Annotated in this window: 16 protein-coding genes; 6 read left to right on the top strand and 10 right to left on the bottom strand. The window is 42.9% G+C overall.

Annotation, left to right across the window (positions count from 1 at the left end; genetic code table 11):
- The 7 genes from mraY to mraZ are packed head-to-tail and all read right to left on the bottom strand — an operon-like array spanning position 1 to position 7,652.
- Positions 1-1,083, bottom strand: a complete 1,083-nt coding sequence (mraY, locus tag ABZA00_RS00295; RefSeq protein ID WP_372880139.1) for a phospho-N-acetylmuramoyl-pentapeptide-transferase — start codon at positions 1,081-1,083, stop codon at positions 1-3.
- Between the two features lie 55 nt (positions 1,084-1,138).
- Entirely contained in the window at positions 1,139-2,557 is a 1,419-nt protein-coding gene (gene murF, locus ABZA00_RS00290; protein ID WP_372880138.1) for a UDP-N-acetylmuramoyl-tripeptide--D-alanyl-D-alanine ligase, read from the bottom strand.
- Positions 2,558-2,596: 39 nt separating this feature from the next.
- Positions 2,597-4,099 (bottom strand): UDP-N-acetylmuramoyl-L-alanyl-D-glutamate--2,6-diaminopimelate ligase, encoded by a 1,503-nt coding sequence (gene murE, locus ABZA00_RS00285; RefSeq protein WP_372880137.1) that lies wholly within the window; start codon positions 4,097-4,099, stop codon positions 2,597-2,599.
- 2 nt (positions 4,100-4,101) lie between these two features.
- Positions 4,102-5,934: a peptidoglycan D,D-transpeptidase FtsI family protein gene (locus ABZA00_RS00280; protein WP_372880136.1), complete on the bottom strand. Its 1,833-nt coding sequence runs from the start codon at positions 5,932-5,934 to the stop codon at positions 4,102-4,104.
- Positions 5,931-6,245, bottom strand: coding sequence for a cell division protein FtsL (ftsL, locus tag ABZA00_RS00275; RefSeq protein ID WP_372880135.1), 315 nt, complete (start codon positions 6,243-6,245; stop codon positions 5,931-5,933). Before ftsL ends, ABZA00_RS00280 begins: the two co-directional genes overlap by 4 nt.
- Position 6,246: 1 nt before the next feature.
- On the bottom strand, positions 6,247-7,194 hold the full coding sequence (rsmH, locus tag ABZA00_RS00270) for a 16S rRNA (cytosine(1402)-N(4))-methyltransferase RsmH (RefSeq protein ID WP_372880134.1): 948 nt from the start codon (positions 7,192-7,194) through the stop codon (positions 6,247-6,249).
- The gene (gene mraZ / locus ABZA00_RS00265) at positions 7,194-7,652 is read right to left on the bottom strand and encodes a division/cell wall cluster transcriptional repressor MraZ (RefSeq protein ID WP_372880133.1); all 459 of its coding nucleotides are present in this window, start codon (positions 7,650-7,652) and stop codon (positions 7,194-7,196) included. The genes rsmH and mraZ overlap by 1 nt, the downstream gene beginning before the upstream one ends.
- 291 nt (positions 7,653-7,943) lie before the next feature.
- On the opposite strand from mraZ, the gene rsfS reads away from it, so the two are divergent.
- The 5 genes from rsfS to ABZA00_RS00240 are packed head-to-tail and all read left to right on the top strand — an operon-like array spanning position 7,944 to position 12,522.
- Entirely contained in the window at positions 7,944-8,270 is a 327-nt protein-coding gene (gene rsfS / locus ABZA00_RS00260; protein WP_372880132.1) for a ribosome silencing factor, read from the top strand.
- Positions 8,270-8,740 (top strand): 23S rRNA (pseudouridine(1915)-N(3))-methyltransferase RlmH, encoded by a 471-nt coding sequence (gene rlmH, locus ABZA00_RS00255; RefSeq protein ID WP_372880131.1) that lies wholly within the window; start codon positions 8,270-8,272, stop codon positions 8,738-8,740. Before rsfS ends, rlmH begins: the two co-directional genes overlap by 1 nt.
- A gap of 6 nt (positions 8,741-8,746) precedes the next feature.
- Entirely contained in the window at positions 8,747-10,633 is a 1,887-nt protein-coding gene (gene mrdA / locus ABZA00_RS00250; protein ID WP_372880130.1) for a penicillin-binding protein 2, read from the top strand.
- 2 nt (positions 10,634-10,635) lie between these two features.
- A complete protein-coding gene (gene rodA / locus ABZA00_RS00245; protein ID WP_372880129.1) occupies positions 10,636-11,736 on the top strand; it encodes a rod shape-determining protein RodA in 1,101 nt (366 codons plus the stop codon).
- Between the two features lie 6 nt (positions 11,737-11,742).
- Positions 11,743-12,522: a septal ring lytic transglycosylase RlpA family protein gene (locus ABZA00_RS00240; protein ID WP_372880128.1), complete on the top strand. Its 780-nt coding sequence runs from the start codon at positions 11,743-11,745 to the stop codon at positions 12,520-12,522.
- A 52-nt stretch (positions 12,523-12,574) separates the two neighbouring features.
- Here the strand turns inward: ABZA00_RS00240 and pmbA are convergent, their stop codons facing one another.
- Positions 12,575-13,900: a metalloprotease PmbA gene (pmbA, locus tag ABZA00_RS00235; protein ID WP_372880127.1), complete on the bottom strand. Its 1,326-nt coding sequence runs from the start codon at positions 13,898-13,900 to the stop codon at positions 12,575-12,577.
- Between the two features lie 498 nt (positions 13,901-14,398).
- On the opposite strand from pmbA, the gene yjgA reads away from it, so the two are divergent.
- Complete coding sequence (yjgA, locus tag ABZA00_RS00230; RefSeq protein ID WP_372880126.1) at positions 14,399-14,905, top strand: ribosome biogenesis factor YjgA; 507 nt, start codon at positions 14,399-14,401, stop codon at positions 14,903-14,905.
- A gap of 78 nt (positions 14,906-14,983) precedes the next feature.
- On the opposite strand, the gene ABZA00_RS00225 is transcribed toward yjgA, so the two are convergent.
- Both ABZA00_RS00225 and tldD read right to left on the bottom strand, forming a co-directional pair.
- A complete protein-coding gene (locus ABZA00_RS00225) occupies positions 14,984-15,610 on the bottom strand; it encodes a hemolysin III family protein (protein ID WP_372880125.1) in 627 nt (208 codons plus the stop codon).
- A 201-nt stretch (positions 15,611-15,811) separates the two neighbouring features.
- Positions 15,812-17,257 (bottom strand): metalloprotease TldD, encoded by a 1,446-nt coding sequence (gene tldD, locus ABZA00_RS00220; protein WP_372880124.1) that lies wholly within the window; start codon positions 17,255-17,257, stop codon positions 15,812-15,814.
- Between the last annotated feature and the right edge of the window lie 23 nt (positions 17,258-17,280).

The raw sequence follows: 17,280 nt of genomic DNA, 5'->3' as shown, positions 1-17,280 counted from the left end.
TTAACGTACCTTTAGTGTCACTAAACCGATTAAGACTAAAACAATGGTAATAATCCAGAAACGGACAATTACTCGCGGCTCAGGCCAACCTTTTTTCTCATAATGATGGTGAATTGGCGCCATTCTAAAAATGCGCCGTTTACGCATTTTATAGGACCCCACCTGCAGGATGACCGACAGTGTTTCGACCACAAAGATCCCGCCCATAATAACCAGCAAAACCTCCTGCCGCACCAAAACAGCAATTACACCGAGTAAAGCCCCAAGTGCGAGAGAGCCGACGTCCCCCATAAAAACTTGTGCAGGGTAAGTATTGAACCATAAGAACCCTAAACCGGCCCCGACAACAGTGCCGCAGATAATCACCAATTCACTGGCTTTAGGGATATAGGGAATATATAAATAATGAGCATAATTTACATGGCTGGTCAGGTAAGCAATTAATGCAAATGCCGCAGCAACCATCACTGTGGGCATAATCGCTAAGCCGTCTAACCCATCGGTTAAATTAACCGCATTACTGCTGCCTACCACAGTGAAATAAACTAAAGGAATAAAAGCCATGCCCAGATAAGGCATATATTCTTTAAAAAACGGCATTACAAAAGTGAGTTCAGCCTGTGAGGAAGCGGTGAACAGCAAAACCCCGGCGATGATCAATGCGCTAACCGATTGCCAGAAATATTTCCAGCGGGCGATTAAACCGTCAGGATGTTTGCGAATCACTTTTAAATAATCATCCATAAAACCAATGGCGCCAAATGCAAGAGTGGTAAAGAGCACGATCCACACATAATGGTTATCCAGCCTCGCCCATAATAAGCTTGCAAAAGAGATTGCCCCGAGAATTAAAATACCGCCCATGGTAGGCGTTCCCGCCTTACTGAAATGAGATTCGGGACCATCATTGCGTACAACTTGCCCGATCTGAAATTTTTGCAAAAAACGGATTAATTTAGGTCCGAAAAACAATGAAAATGCTAATGCGGTTAATACCGCCATCACTGTCCGCACTGACAAATATGTCAGTACATTAAAAAATGTAAAATGGTTCGAAAGTAACTCTGCTAACCAGACTATCATAGTCTTATATCCTGTTGATTAATGATCATTATTGTTGGCACATCGATGGCCGAATTTATTGCGCAGCATGTTTAATAAAGTTGACCAGCTCTTCCATTTTTGCACCACGAGAGCCTTTCACCAGAATCGTCAGCTTTTCATTTTGTTGTAACAATACATCCTGCAGGTAACTATTTAGCTGATCTTTATCAGTGAAATGTACTGCTTCGCCACCGCCGGCCTGCAAATAAGCATGATGGGTTTTCAAGGTCAACTGACCGACCGTCATCAGGCCCTGAATCCCTTTGTGCGCGGCATATTCACCAATCAGTGCATGTTCATTGTCGCTAAAGTTCCCCAGCTCTGCCATATCGCCGAGAATAAGAAGGCGGGCAGTAGGATATTGCATTAGCAGATCGATAGCCGCTTTCACAGAAGCAGAGTTAGCGTTATAACTATCGTCGATTAAGGTAATCAATTCGCCGATTTGGCAACAATCAACCCGACCGCCAACCTGTTTCACAGCACTCAAACCGGCTTGAATGGCCGCAGGCTGACAGCCTAACGCTATCGCCATTGAAGCGGCTGCCAGGGCATTACTGACATTATGCAACCCGGCTAAATTTAACTGGATATTAACCGCCTGGCGTTCCCCGTCAAAGGGCAGATTTAAAACAAAAGCAGCTTTACCTGACGGATCAAAATGGATATCTGCCGCATACAGATCCGCTTTAGTATCCGCCGTAGAAAAAGTTAAATATTGACGGTTTAACTGCTGCAGTTGCTGCAAATAATCGTTGGCAAAATTTGCATCCAGGTTCACCACAGCTATCCCATTTTCCCCGAGACTTGACCAGATCTCCCCCTTCGCCCGGGCAACCCCTTCCAGAGAGCCGAAACCTTCAAGATGAGCGGGCATCACATTATTGATTAATGCCACATCGGGGCGGGCAAGTTTGGATGTATAAGCAATCTCACCAGCATGGTTTGCGCCTAATTCCACCACGGCATAACTGATTTTTTCAGTTAAACGCAATAAAGTAAGGGGTAAGCCAATATCATTATTGAAATTGCCGGCAGTGGCTAAGACACTTTCATTATTACCGGCATGGCTGCGTAATATTTCACTAAGTAACTCTTTTGTAGTAGTTTTACCGTTACTGCCGGTAATCGCTGCACACTTCAGATGCGGGATTTTCTGCCTGACATAGGTGGCTAATAAACCTAAGGCGATGCGGGTATCTTTTACGACAATACAGGGTAACCCGCTTGCTGTTTTCTGTTCAATCAATAAAGCAGCTGCGCCTTGTTTTGCGGCGAGGTCTAAAAATTGGTGGGCATCATAATTACCCCCACGCAAAGCGATAAAGAGATCGCCAGATTGAATTTTTCTTGTATCGGTACTGATATTATTAATAACAACCTGTTGCTCAGTGCAATTAATAACCTGCCCATCTGTTGCTTTCGCTATTTCAGCAAGTGTTAAGCTGATCATGTTAATACCTTTTTATTATTTTTATCTGGTAACAGCAAGTCACTCAGCTTTTTGTAATGCGGCTAATAATGCTCTGTCACTGTAATAAACACGTTGTTTACCAAAAATCTGGTAATCTTCATGGCCTTTTCCGGCGAGCAGTACAATATCACCAGACTGTCCGGAATTTAATAAAAAATTCACCGCCTTCTGACGATCATGAATAACCTCAACCCGCTGCGGGTCTGTAAACCCCTGCAGGATATCCTCAACGATACAAACAGCGCTTTCAGTACGCGGATTATCATCAACCAAAACTACTTTTTGCGCATAGGCTTCGGCAACTGCAGCCATTTGCGGACGTTTACCACTATCGCGATCACCGCCACAGCCAAAAACACAGATAAGTCGGCCTGCAGATTTATGCTTCTGCAGCGCTAATAAGGCTTTCTCTAATGCATCGGGCGTATGGGCATAATCAACTACGAAGGTGATATTACGCTTGGCAAAATGGTACTGCTCCATGCGACCGGGTACGGTATTTAATTTCGGAAATATTTTTTCTGCCTGCGCTATGCTGATATTTTCGACCAGCAACTGGGTTAATACAGCCGCTAAATTCGCGACATTAAAATCGCCATAAAAAGGAGCTGATATTTTACCTTCTCCCCAGCTTGACTTGAATGAAAAATCAATACCTTGAGTATGATAATCTACATCAGTTATACGTAAATAAGACTGCTTTTTAGTTAACACATCGGCCTTAAAACCATAACTTATTGCATCGGGAAAATCAGCCAACCACTGGGCACCGGTAGGATCATCCACGTTAATGATGCGCTGCTTTAACGGAAACTTTTCAAACAGAGATTTTTTGGCCGACGCGTAGCGCTCCATAGAGCCGTGATAATCAAGATGATCGCGGGTTAAATTGGTGAAAATTGCGCTTAAAAAAGGTAATGCAGATACACGGCCTTGATCCAGTCCATGTGAAGAGACCTCCATTATCGTATATTCGACTCCCTGCTGCTGGTACCGGCGCAATTCAGAGAACACAGATATCGCATCTAACGTCGTATTTAAGCTGCTTTTTAGCTGGCCGAATAAACCGTTACCAATAGTCCCCATCTGGGCACTTTGCCTGCCCAATAAAGTAAAACAATTGGCTAACAGAGTGGCGATAGTTGTTTTACCATTGGTGCCGGTTACCGCGATCACTTTGTGTAATTTTGTTTTCCCGAAAAAAAAACGGTATGCCAACGCACTTAATATTTCAGGGAGATTATAAACTTCGAACACCGGCACACCTGAGACTAATCTGACCTTGCCATGTTCAGATTTATCTTTAGTTTCCGACAACACGGCACAGGCGCCCATTTTAATAGTGTTAGCAATAAAATTACGGCCATCATGCTGCGCGCCCTGAATGGCAACAAATAGATCACCGCGGCCAATCATCCGGCTGTCTAAAGTTAATCCTGAGACAATGATTGAACTGTCATAGGCTGTTAACCAGGGAGAGATTAAATCATCTAATAAAATGGTCTCGGAATAGTGAGGCATGTTCAATTAGACTCCAGATAGGTATAACGATCATTGTCGTCATCCGGACGAACATGACTTAATAAAAGAGTACTTTTCATCACGCTGGAAAAGACAGGTGCTGCAACATCACCGGCATAATACCTGTCACCCTGCGGCTCATTAATCATCACGGCAATAGCAAATCGCGGTTTACTTGCCGGGGCTAATCCGGCAAATACCGCGACATAATCGTCTCCGTAACCACCGGCTTCGGCTTTACGTGAAGTGCCTGTTTTACCTGCAATTCGATAACCCTCGACTTTTGCTTTAGGCGCAGTGCCCCCTTTTTCACTGACCCCTTCCATCATTTCCACAACCTCACGGGCAATATGATTCGGGATCACCTGTTCTCCCTGTACCGGCGTGGAATTTTTTAAGATTGAGGTCGGATAATCTATACCACCGCTTCCCAAAATTGCATAGGCCTTGGCAAGCTGCAGGGTGGTGGTGGTTATGCCATAACCGAAGGACATCGTCGCCAGCTCAAAATCAGACCAGCGGCGTCGTATCGGCAAACGACCGGCACTCTCACCCACTAAGCCGATACCGGTATCATCTCCAAAACCAAAATCGGCAAAGGTTTGCTGCAGCTGATCAGGCTGCAGGCGTAATGCCAGTTTACTGACTCCAATATTACTGGATTTTTTCAAGATCATGGCCAGATCAATTTTACCCAGATTATGTCCATCACGAACACGACGCCCACCAATGTGCATCCAGCCCGGCGACGTATCAATGACTTCGTCAACATCGGTTTTTTTATAAATCAGAGCACTGGAAACCACTAAGGGTTTAACCGTTGAGCCAGGCTCAAAGGTATCAGTTATGGCACGGTTTCTTAGTTTATAAGGCTGGTACTGATTGCGGTCATTAGGATTAAAGGATGGATAGTTTACCATCGCATAAATTTCACCTGTATTAACATCCAACACAACGATCGAGCCGGAAGTGGCATCGTTTATTTTTACGGCTCTTTTTAGCTCACTATAAGCCACCGCTTGAATTCGCTGATCAATACTGAGTTGTAAATTACCCGCTGCTTTTTTTACTTTTAGGATCTCTATATTATCGATAACATTACCGAGGCGATCCTGACGTACACGTTTTTTGCCGGTTTGCCCCTGCAGATAATCATTATAACTTTTTTCTATTCCTTCAATCCCCTGAGAATCAAGATCGGTTAGTCCTAAAATATTGGCGTTAATTTCTCCGGTAGGATAAAAACGGTGCGATTCCAGCTGTTCCGAGACACCTGGCAATCGTAACTCTTTGATATATTCTACAATTTGCTGATTTACCTGGCGTTTAAGGTAAACAAATCGGGCATGCGGTTTTTGCATGATTTCAGCCAGTTTATCAAATTCAATATCCAGCACTTCAGCTAAAGCCGGCCATTTTTTTGACTCGTTGAATAACTGTTTTTGATGTGTTTCTTTACCCGTTTTAGTACTGACAACAACACTTTCCAGATACTCCTGCTTGCTAAAAGCGAATTCCTCTTTCACTACTTTAGGATCCACCCAAATCGCATAGGCGGGCACACTAACCGCTAACTCTTCACCGTTTCTGTCTTCAATATTTCCACGATGCGCGACGGATTTTGTCACCCGTAAACTGCGTTTGTCCGCTTCATTAGTGAGATATTCAGGCTCAATAACCTGCAGATAAGCTAAGCGACTGATCAATAATACAGCAATCGCCGCAACCAAAATTGAAACAAAAATATAACGTCCTGATGAAAACGTTCCATAGACACTTTTCTTCCTCGTCGGAAGCTTTATTTTCTGCCTTTTCAAATTCCTTCTAATTTTCATCTTAATTCCACTAACACACTGTTATTTTTTGTTGTTTGTGACATGGACAATTTCTTCACTGCAATACTACGAATACGGCTATGCTCATCCAGAGTATGCTCTTCAATTAATAAATTTCGCCACTCAATCATTAAATTGTCTTTGTCCTGCGATAAGCGCTCAATTTTAGTAACCAATCCGCGCGTTTCATGGGTAATATAAATATTGTAAATTGCGCTGCACACAATCAAAATCCCCAGAAGAACTGAAAAAAAATTTCTGCGTAAATCAGTGGCGATTAAAGACAGTAAACTCTTATCCGGTGTATTCACATCACTCGCTCTCTGGTTGTGCTATTTTCTGTGCAACACGTAATACGGAACTGCGCGCCCGTGTGTTTTCATTAATTTCCTGTGCACTTGGTTTAAGTGCTTTGCCGAGTGATTTAAGTGTCTTGCCCTGTTTCATCTGTTCTTCTGTTAACGGCAGACCGGGAGGGTATTCACGCCCCTTTTCCTGCTTGCGGATAAAACGTTTAACGATCCGATCTTCTAACGAATGGAAACTGATCACTGACAGATGGCCGCCAATGGCTAATATCTCCAATGCACCATCAAGTACTTTGTGGATTTCTTCTAATTCACTGTTTATATAAATTCGAATAGCCTGAAAACTGCGCGTTGCCGGGTGTTTTTTCTTTTCTCTTTTGGGGCAGAGGCGCTCTATTAATTTAGCTAATTGCAGTGTGCGTATAAACGGGGTTTCATCCCGGTCTGCGACAATGGCACGGGCAATTCGGTAAGCAAACTTCTCTTCACCGAAGGTTTTCAATACCCAACCAATATCATCAGCATCCGCTTTTGCTAACCACTCTGCTGCACTTATTCCCGATGTCGGATCCATACGCATATCCAACGGGCCATCACGCATAAAACTAAAACCACGCTCAGCGTCATCAAGTTGCGGGGAAGAAACACCAAGATCCAGTAATACTCCATCAACTTTACCGGCAAGCCCTAAGGCTTTTATATATTCAGCCAGGCCAGAAAAAGGACCATGAATAATAGTAAAACGCGGATCTTCTTTCATCAGCGCTTCACCGGTTTCAATGGCGCGAGGATCGCGGTCAATTGCAATCAACCTGCCCTGTTCGCCCAATTGAGCAAGAATATGGCGGGAGTGACCACCACGTCCGAAAGTACCGTCTACATATATACCGTCTTTTTTTAAACCTAAGCCGTTCACCGCTTCATCAAGCAATACTGTGATATGTTTAGCCATTAAAGTGAAAACTCCCTTAATCCTGCACTTAATTCTTCTCCTGACGGCAAACCATCCTGTAAATCATCTTGTATTTGTTGATTCCACATCTCTTCATCCCACAATTCAAATTTATTTAACTGCCCAACCAACATTACTTTTTTTTGTAATTTTGCATGTTGTCTGAGGATTGGTGCGATTAAAGCTCGCCCACTTTTGTCCAATTCACTTTCTGTTGCATAGCCCAAAATAAGACGCTGTATTCGGCGCTCCTGCGGGTTGGTACTCGATAAAGCACGCAATTTCTGTTCAATCAACAACCATTCATTAAGCGGATAGATCAGTAAACAGGGCGACTGGATATCAATAGTGCACACAAACTGCCCCTGGCAGGTATCTGCCAGCCAGTCGCGATATCGTGTTGGAATTGCGATTCTTCCTTTAGTATCGAGATTGATTGCATTAGCACCGCGCAGCATAACTATATAAGATCCATATGGTAATTTTAATGAAAAAGATGCGCTTTAGAGAAAAAATACCCACAATAATACACTTTTCCCCACATTTCTTTGAAGTCTAATAAAGTATGGCGCTTTTGCAAGCAATGGATTTCATTATTTAGTGCTACCGGGCAGATGGCTGCATTTAAACAGGTAATTAAGGTGAATTTAAAAAAATCAAATACTCAACAAGACTATCAAGGCAGAGATTGGTCGTGATATACTGCGCAACTAATTAAAATTTTTACTCTATTAATAAAGGAATTCCCTTTGCAAGACGAACAATTGATAAAATTTGTATTACAACAACTTGAAGATATGAAAGCGAAAGATATTACGGTGATCGATGTTTCAAAAACCTCAGATGTCACTGACACTATGATTATCTGTACCGGTAATTCTAAGCGCCACGTTCGCTCTGTAGCAGAGCAAACAGCACTGGCAGCCAAGAATGCAGGCGAACCTGCGCTGGGCATCGAAGGTTTAGAAGGCAGTGAGTGGGTATTACTGGACTTGGGCAATATTGTTGTACACGTGATGCAGGATGAAACAAGACAGTTTTATCAACTTGAAAAACTTTGGGAACATTCAGCTTAATGAAAATTCAGTTAATCGCAGTCGGCACAAAGATGCCCGACTGGGTTGAAAAAGGATATCAGGAATATGCCCGGCGCTTTCCTAAAGAGATGCAGCTTGAATTGCTGGAAATCAATGCAGGAAAGCGTGGTAAAAATGCAGACATAAAAAGGATATTGAAAAAAGAGGGGGAATTGACTCTGGCAGCGATCCCTAAAGGTAATAAAATTGTCACACTTGAGGTAACAGGAAAAGCATGGACAACAGAACAACTTGCCGATGAAATGAACAAATGGCAGTTAGATGCGAGAAATATCAGTTTATTAATTGGTGGTCCTGAAGGGCTCGCACCTGAATGTATTGAAAAGTCAGAACAACGCTGGTCGCTGTCGGCTTTAACCTTACCCCACCCGTTAGTCCGGATTATCGTAGCTGAAAGCTTGTATCGCGCTTTTACTTTAACGATTAACCACCCCTACCATAGAGAATAAATAAACGTGGTTAAAAAACGCATCAACATAAGGAATCATTCCGCAGAATCCGCATTGTTTATGCGCCGTACTTTGGTTATTTTTATCGCCATAATGGTTGCCATTGGTATTTTGATCAGTAACCTCTATTACCTGCAGATAACCTCTTTTAACAAATATCAGACCCGCTCTAATGCAAACCGCATCAGTGTGCAGACGATTCCGCCAAATAGAGGTCTCATATACGATCGCAATGGCATTATTATTGCCGAGAACCGTCCGGTTTATAATCTGCAGGTAATTGTTAATAAAACTGAAAATTTAGAAAAAAATATTCTTGAGCTGCAAAAATTATTAGCCTTAACAGATCAGGAAATAAAAAATTTTTATACCCATAACCGCAATGCAAGATCCTTCAAAGCAATCGTCATTCGCCAGCAATTAAGCGAAAAAGATGTCGCTATTTTTAGTGTTAATCAGCACAAGTTTAAAGGATTTTCAATTCAGGCTAATCTTAAACGTTTTTATCCTTTTGGTGATACTTTCACCCACGCGCTGGGTTATATCGCCAAAATTAATAGCACTGACCTGCAGCGCATTGAAGAGAAAGGTGAAAGTGCACGTTACCGAGCCACTGAATATATCGGTAAACTGGGGATAGAAAAGTATTATGAAGATTTATTACATGGGCAACCCGGTCAGCGTCAGGTTGAGGTCGATAGCTGGGGTAAAGTGATCCGCACCCTTAGCTTCACTCCCCCGGTTCCCGGAAAAGACATTATATTAAACCTTGATGTAAAACTGCAATTAAAAGCACAACAGCTATTAGGTGAAAACCGTGGCAGTGTGGTAGTGATGGATGCTAGAACAGGCGGGGTTTTAAGTCTGGTATCAAGCCCAAGCTACGATCCTAACCTTTTTGTAAAAGGCATCGGGGTTTCACAATACCAGGAGCTTCTGCAGTCAAAAGATCGTCCCTTAATTAATCGGGCTACTCAGGGACGCTATCCGCCAGCTTCCACCATTAAACCGCAAATGGCCTTATTAGCCTTGGATACCGGTGTCATTACTGAAAAAACAGAAATATACGATCCGGGTTGGTGGATTGTACCAAATTCTAAACGGCGCTTTCGCGACTGGAAGCGTTGGGGTCACGGAAATGTCGATGTTTATCATGCGATAGAGGAAAGCTGTGATACTTTTTTCTATCACACCGCTTATAAAATGGGGATCGATCGGATCAGTCCTTTTATGCAACAATTTGGTTTTGGCAATTACAGCGGTCTTGACATCGGCGAAGAGACTAAAGCTATTATGCCCTCACGGGAATGGAAAAAAGCACGCTTTAAAGAGCCCTGGTATGACGGTGACACTATTTCGGTGGGTATCGGGCAAGGTTACTGGACCGTCACCCCGATTCAATTAACTAAAGCAACGGCTATTTTGTCCCGTAAAGGTGAGTTACTCGAGCCGCAGATGCTGCAATCTATTATTTCTGATGCAGGCCCGGTTGTACCCGAAGTAACACCACAAACAGCGATCCAGCTGAAAGATGCTCATTACTGGAAAATAGCTCTGGATGCGATGCATGGTGTGACGGGTAAAAAATCCGGTACAGCTTATAAAGCATTTTCCGGCAGCACCTATTCCGTCGCCGGTAAATCAGGTACCGCCCAGGTTATTAATATAAAAGAAAATGAAACATATGATGCGGATAAAATAGATGAACGCCATCGCGATAACGCGATGTTTGTTGCATTTGCTCCTTTTGATTCACCTGAGGTGGTTGCGACGGTTGTGTTAGAGAACGCGGGGGGCGGGAGCAGTAACGCAGCTCCTATTGTACGCGCCTTATTTGATGAACATTTTGCTAACAAAGTCTCCTCACCTGTTATGCAATCAGCAGGTTTATAATCATGGTCAGCACCCAGGCTCAAAAGAGTATTTTCTATCGCTTACACATCGACCCTCTGCTTTTAATCGGGTTATTTTCGTTAATGGGGTTAAGTCTCACCGTTCTTTATTCGGTGGGAGGAGATGAAATGCTGTTAAGGCAAGTCATTCGCTTATCTATCGCGCTCGGTGTAATGTTTTTAATAGCACAAATTCCGCCTGAAATTTACCAGCGCTGGACACCGGCGATTTTTATCATTATTGTTTTAATGCTGATCGCGGTGTTGGTCTTCGGGCACGTCGGCAAAGGTGCCCAACGCTGGTTAGACCTCGGTTTCACGAAGTTTCAACCATCTGAAATTATGAAACTGATCATGCCTTTTATGGTCGCTTATTATATTAGTGAGTATAACTTGCCTCCCCGTTTGAAAGATATTTTTATCTCCCTGTTAATTGTGCTTATTCCGACCCTTTTAATTGCCGTGCAACCAGATTTAGGCACGTCAATATTAGTAGCCTCATCGGGTATCTTTGTGCTTTTCCTGTCAGGAATTTCCTGGTTATATATTGCTGTTGCAGCAGCGGCTGTGCTCGCATTTATTCCCATTTTATGGTTTTATTTAATGCATGATTACCAACGCGGCCGGGTGTTAACGCTATTCGATCCGGAATCTGATCCCCTCGGTGCGGGATACCATATTATCCAGTCTAAAATTGCCATTGGCTCCGGCGGCCTTTCAGGCAAAGGCTGGTTACAGGGAACACAATCTCAACTTGAATTTTTACCTGAACGGCATACCGATTTTATCTTTTCCGTTTTTTCTGAAGAGTTTGGTTTTCTGGGCATCTTAGTACTGTTATCTGTTTATCTGTTTATCATTGGCCGGGGGTTGTGGATAGCAAATAAAGCACAGGATAGCTTCACAAAATTAGTGGCGGGCAGCATTACCCTGACCTTTTTTGTTTATGTGTTTGTAAATATTGGTATGGTAAGCGGTTTATTACCCGTGGTTGGTGTCCCACTGCCGTTAATAAGCTACGGAGGCACCTCGATTGTGACTTTAATCGCAGGTTTTGGCGTACTAATGTCAATCAATACCCATAAACGTTTTAATTCTAAGTAAGAAAAAATGAACAAATTTAAAATATCGATAGTGTTTCTGCTGGTCAGTATGCTTGTTGCGTGCAGCTCCTATACTTCTAAGGGTCGTTACCAAATAGAGCAGGATCACAGCCCGGATAACATTCCGCCATTAGGTCATGTTGAAGACGTCAATCCCCGTTATGAGCCTTATTCTATTGGTGGTAATAAGGATTACAACGTACGGGGGATTGATTATAAAGTACTGACGGGGATTACAGAGCTGACCGAACGGGGCAAAGCCTCATGGTATGGCAATAAATTTCATGGTCACTTAACCTCCAACGGTGAGCGTTATGATATGTTTACCATGAGTGCCGCTCATAAAAACCTGCCGTTGCCCAGTTATGTTACTGTCAAAAATTTGGAAAATAACAGGCAGATAACTGTGCGGATCAATGACCGGGGACCATTCCATGAAGGGCGGATTATTGATCTTTCCTACGCTGCAGCGCATAAACTGGGTATATTAAAAAATGGTACGGCGGAAGTTGAAATAAACCTGCTGCATTTTCCTGCAGAGGAAGATTCGGCAAATCAGTTTAACGGTGAGTATTTCATTCAATACCTGGTCACCTCTTTGCCCGATAAAGCGAATGATTTAGGTAAGGCACACAGTCAACAATATCAGGTGGCAAGTTCATTTATCCGTGAAGATAAGCTTTATAAATTACGCTTAGGCCCCTTTAACAGCCAATTAAAAGCAGAGAATATATTGGCCAAAATGAAAAACATCTACCCTGAAGCCTTTATTCTGCATAATCAATAACTCTTGCTTACTAAAGCCTGTTTCTAAAACAGGCTTTTTTGCGTTATATATATTATTGCCCTGCTATTTTCATTTTATTGATTAAAATAGAGCCGGTTTTAAGACTACTGCGCTGGTCAACATCATTAGCCACTCCAACAATCCCCATAAACATCTCTTTTAAATTACCGGCAATGGTTATTTCATGCACAGGATGAGCAACCACCCCATTTTCAATCCAAAAACCTGATGCGCCGCGGGAATAATCTCCGGTCACCATATTCACCCCCTGCCCCATCAATTCGGTTACAAACAAACCGTTGCCCATCTCTTTAAACAGCCCGGCCAGGTCTAAATTACCTGTTTTAATAAACCAATTATGAATACCGCCTGCATGACCGGTACTTTTCATGTTCAATTTGCGGGAAGCGTAACCGGGTAACAGATAGGTCTGTAATATGCCGTCTTCAATAATATTACGCTTAGTGGTTTTGCCACCTTCCTGATCATATGGACTGCTGGCAATACCTTTAATAATATGCGGATCCTCAGCTATCTGCATCCACTTCGGGAAGATTTGCGTATCTAAACTATCCAGCAAAAAACTCGATTTTTTATATAAACTCATACCGCTGATGGCGCTAACCAGGTGACCGAATAAACCGCTTGCCACTTCCGGGGCAAAAATAACCGGACTCTCCTGGGTGTTTATTTTAGCTGCACCCAAACGTTCCACAGTACGTTTTACCGCATCTTCAGCGACCCACTTAGCTGAGAGCAAATCCTTTACATCACGGCCGCTGGTGTAGCTATAATCCCGTTGCATCTCCTGCTGCTGCTGTGCAATCAGCATACAGCTCAGGCTATGACGGCTAGTTGCATAACTGTGCAGAAAACCATTACTATTGCCGTACACCTTAATGCTTGCATGGCTGTTAAATGCCGCTCCGTCAGAGTTAACAATGCGAGAATCGCTGGATAGTGCGATATCTTCACACTCTTTGGCAATTGCCAGAAAATCTTCAGTCGTACAGCGAGTCGGATGATAAAGATCCAGGTCAAGGGGAGCCGTTTCCAAACTTTCAGGATCCAGTAAACCTGCATAGGGATCTTTACTGGTAAATTTAGCGATATCAACCGCGGCTTTAACACTTGCATGAATAGCTTCGAGACTTAAATCAGCAGTGGATGCGCTACCTTTACACTGATTCAGATAAACGCTGATTCCCATCGCCCCATCATGATTAAACTCAATATTTTCAACTTCGCCTAAACGTGTATTTACGGAAATTCCCGTTGATTTTCCCAGGGCAACTTCAGCCTGATCGACGCCCAGTTGTTGAGCAAATATTAATGCTTCATTGACAGCATTTTCGAGTTGTTGTTTCTCTTCAATCATGATTAATACACCACCTAGAATAAAATAAAATATGAGAGGAAAATTATGATCTTATTAAACCAGTTAACAACAGTGACGCTTTGTAATTTATGATTAATAACACCGGAGTACATCGCAGGCGTACTGCATTTTAAAATCGTTCACGTATAATATGCTCATGATACTTCAAGATGCTTTATCAGGAGTCAGCTCGGAGAGCAGAATAAGGCTCAGCATGAGGATAATGGTGTTCCCTTATCGAATGCTGTAACGCAATACTGGTTTCCGAGCTGAGCCCCCTTAGGGCAAGCCAAATTGTATTCATCTGCGTCGTTATAAAATATCAATGTAGGGTGACTATACTTCAATTTTATGTCTAGCATCTAAAAACAATTTGGCTTGCTGATTTTGCATCTTGAAGTAACATGGGTATAGAATAACATGCTTTAAAGCAACCTTCCTGCGATGATGTTATGATGTGCGTAATTATACCCTTTAACCGTGATAGAAAATAAATTTATGAATAAAAAAGTTGTAGAAGTTGCTGAAGATGAAATCAGTAAATCTCAAATTAAACGTGAAGCTGAGGCTCTGAAATTAATTGGACGTGAATTAGTTGAATTAAATAAAAAACAACTCGCCCAGATACCCGGCAGTGAATCGCTTTTCCATGCTATTTCTGTTGCCCATAAAATCAGCGGCAAGCATGAAGCGCTGCGCCGTCAAATACAATATATCGGTAAAGTATTAAGAACGGAAGATACAGAAGCGATACAAAGCACGCTTGATAAGCTCAACAATAAACATCAGCAGCTAACCCATGCAACACAAAACTTAGAGTTATTAAGAGATCAGTTAATTGAGCTGGGCAACAGTAAAATAGAAGAGCTGTTACTGGAGTACCCGCAACTTGACCGGCAAAAACTGCGTCACTTTGTACGTCAGGCAAATAAAGAAAAGAAATTAGAAAAGCCCGCCAAGGCAGCAAAAGATCTGTTTATTTATCTGAAACCTGTTTGTTTATAATTTTATCGAAAGAGAAATGCCGACAACATTTCTCTTTCTGCAGGCTACTTGCTTATTCAGAGATTCACCCGCTAGAGCTTATCTGACATAGGCGGCAATAGAGATAAAATGGCAGATAGAGCCGGATAACACGAACAGATGCCAGATACCGTGGGCATGAGTGAGTTTATTAAGGTGATCGAGAATATAAAACAGGATCCCCGCTGTATAAGCCACGCCCCCGGCCGTCAACCAGATAATACCGGCACTTGGCATAGCCGCTTGTAACTCCGCATAATTAAATGTGCACACCCAGCCCATCAGCAGATAAATAGCTACCTGTAACCATTCAATGCGTTCGGCAATAAAAATATCCGCTAATAAACCGACAACAGCTAATCCCCAGATCAATATCAGCATGATAAAACCGTTACTATCAGGTAACGAAACCAGCATATACGGCGTATAGGTACCGGCGATAAGCAGATAAATTGAGATGTGATCGAGTTTCTGAAATATTTTTTTAAGTCCGGGAGAATGCAGACTATGATACAGGGTGGACATGGTATAAAGCAGAATAAGAGTAGCACCAAAGACAGTGAAGCTGAGCATTATCCGCCAATTGTCTGCCTGAATACTGATGGTTAATAGTGCACCAAAACCAATCAGTGCCAAAACAGTACCAACCAGATGCGTTATGCTATTGAGTTTTTCGCCGTAATACATAATGCTTCAGCCAACATAATAACGAAAACAGAAGGGAATAAATTCAATATTCAGCCGTCGCGAGAAAGCCAAAAAGCAGACAATCAACAAGAGCAACTGCCAATAATAATCCGCCCTTACTTTGCCTAAGTAAATAGGCTGCCCTTATTAATTATATAACAAGAGCAGAGCTACAGAGAAAGTAATAATTATTATAGTTTTTTAATTGGTGCCACCTACAGTCAATTGATCTATTTTTACTGACGGCTGACCCACCCCGACAGGTACGCTTTGTCCCTCTTTACCGCATACACCAACGCCTGGATCGAGTGCCATATTATTAGCCACCATGGATATTTTCTGCATCGCGTCAAAACCATTACCAATCAAAGTAGCGCCTTTAATCGGTGTGGTGATTTTACCATTTTCGATAAGATAGGCTTCAGAAGCTGAGAAAACAAACTTTCCGGAGGTGATATCCACCTGCCCTCCACCAAAGTTAGGCGCATAAATACCTTTTTTAACACTTGCAATTAACTCTTCATGCTCATAGTCACCATTAAGCATAAAGGTATTGGTCATCCGCGGCATGGGCAAATGGGCATAAGATTCCCGGCGGCCATTTCCGGTAGGCGCAACCCCCATTAATCGCGCATTCAATTTATCCTGCATGTAGCTCTTTAATACGCCTTTTTCGATCAATACATTACGTTGGGTTTTAGTGCCTTCATCATCAATATTAAGAGAGCCTCTGCGATCCTTAATCGAGCCATCATCAATAACCGTACAATGTTTTGACGCCACCTGCTGACCGATAGATCCCGCATACGCCGATGAACCTTTGCGGTTAAAGTCCCCTTCTAAGCCGTGCCCTACTGCTTCATGCAATAAGACCCCCGGCCAGCCGGCACCGACGATCACCGGCATCGAACCCGCCGGTGCATCGATCGCCTCAATATTGATCAATGCCTGATGAACAGCTGCGCGCGCATAGCCAAAAGCCAACGCTTCGCCCTCACTGCTATCGGTAAAATAGTCCAAATCAAAACGGCCGCCACCGCCGGCACTACCGCGCTCGCGTTTACCTTTCTTTTCAATTAAAACTGAGCAGCTAAAGCGCACTAACGGACGAATATCCGTCGCCAAGGTGCCATCACTTGCTGCCACCAGAATCTCTTCATAAACAGCATTTAATGAGACAGTGACATCCGTAACCGAAGGATCCAGGGCGCGGGTAAACAGGTCAACTTGTTTTAACAGGGCTATCTTTTTTTCCCTGGATAAACTTAGCAGGGGATCGGACTGGCCATAAATTAATGGCGCAGATGTTGGCATAATAAGCTTGACCTGTTTTTCCTGACCACTTTTTACAATGCTTTTTGCTGCACCGGCCGCATCACTAATGGCTTTTAAGGAAATCTGATCTGAGTAGGCAAAACCGGTTTTTTCACCGGAAATGGCGCGAATTCCAACCCCTTTTTCGATATTATAACTGCCATCCTTGACTATTCCGTCTTCTAATAGCCATGATTCGTGACGGCTTGATTGAAAATAAAAATCTGCATAATCGATCTGTTCGGTATTCAGGCAAGCAAGCTGAGATTCTAAATCGCTAATTTGTAATTGTGCTGGTGCTAAAAATCGTTCGCATACTTTATCGAAAGACATTGATATATCCTCTAAGCTTGTAA

The organism is Psychromonas sp. (assembly GCF_041586535.1).
Classification (GTDB): domain Bacteria; phylum Pseudomonadota; class Gammaproteobacteria; order Enterobacterales; family Psychromonadaceae; genus Psychromonas.
The sequence above is the reverse complement of the archived record's forward strand: the minus strand, read 5'-3'. Positions and strand labels throughout refer to the sequence as shown.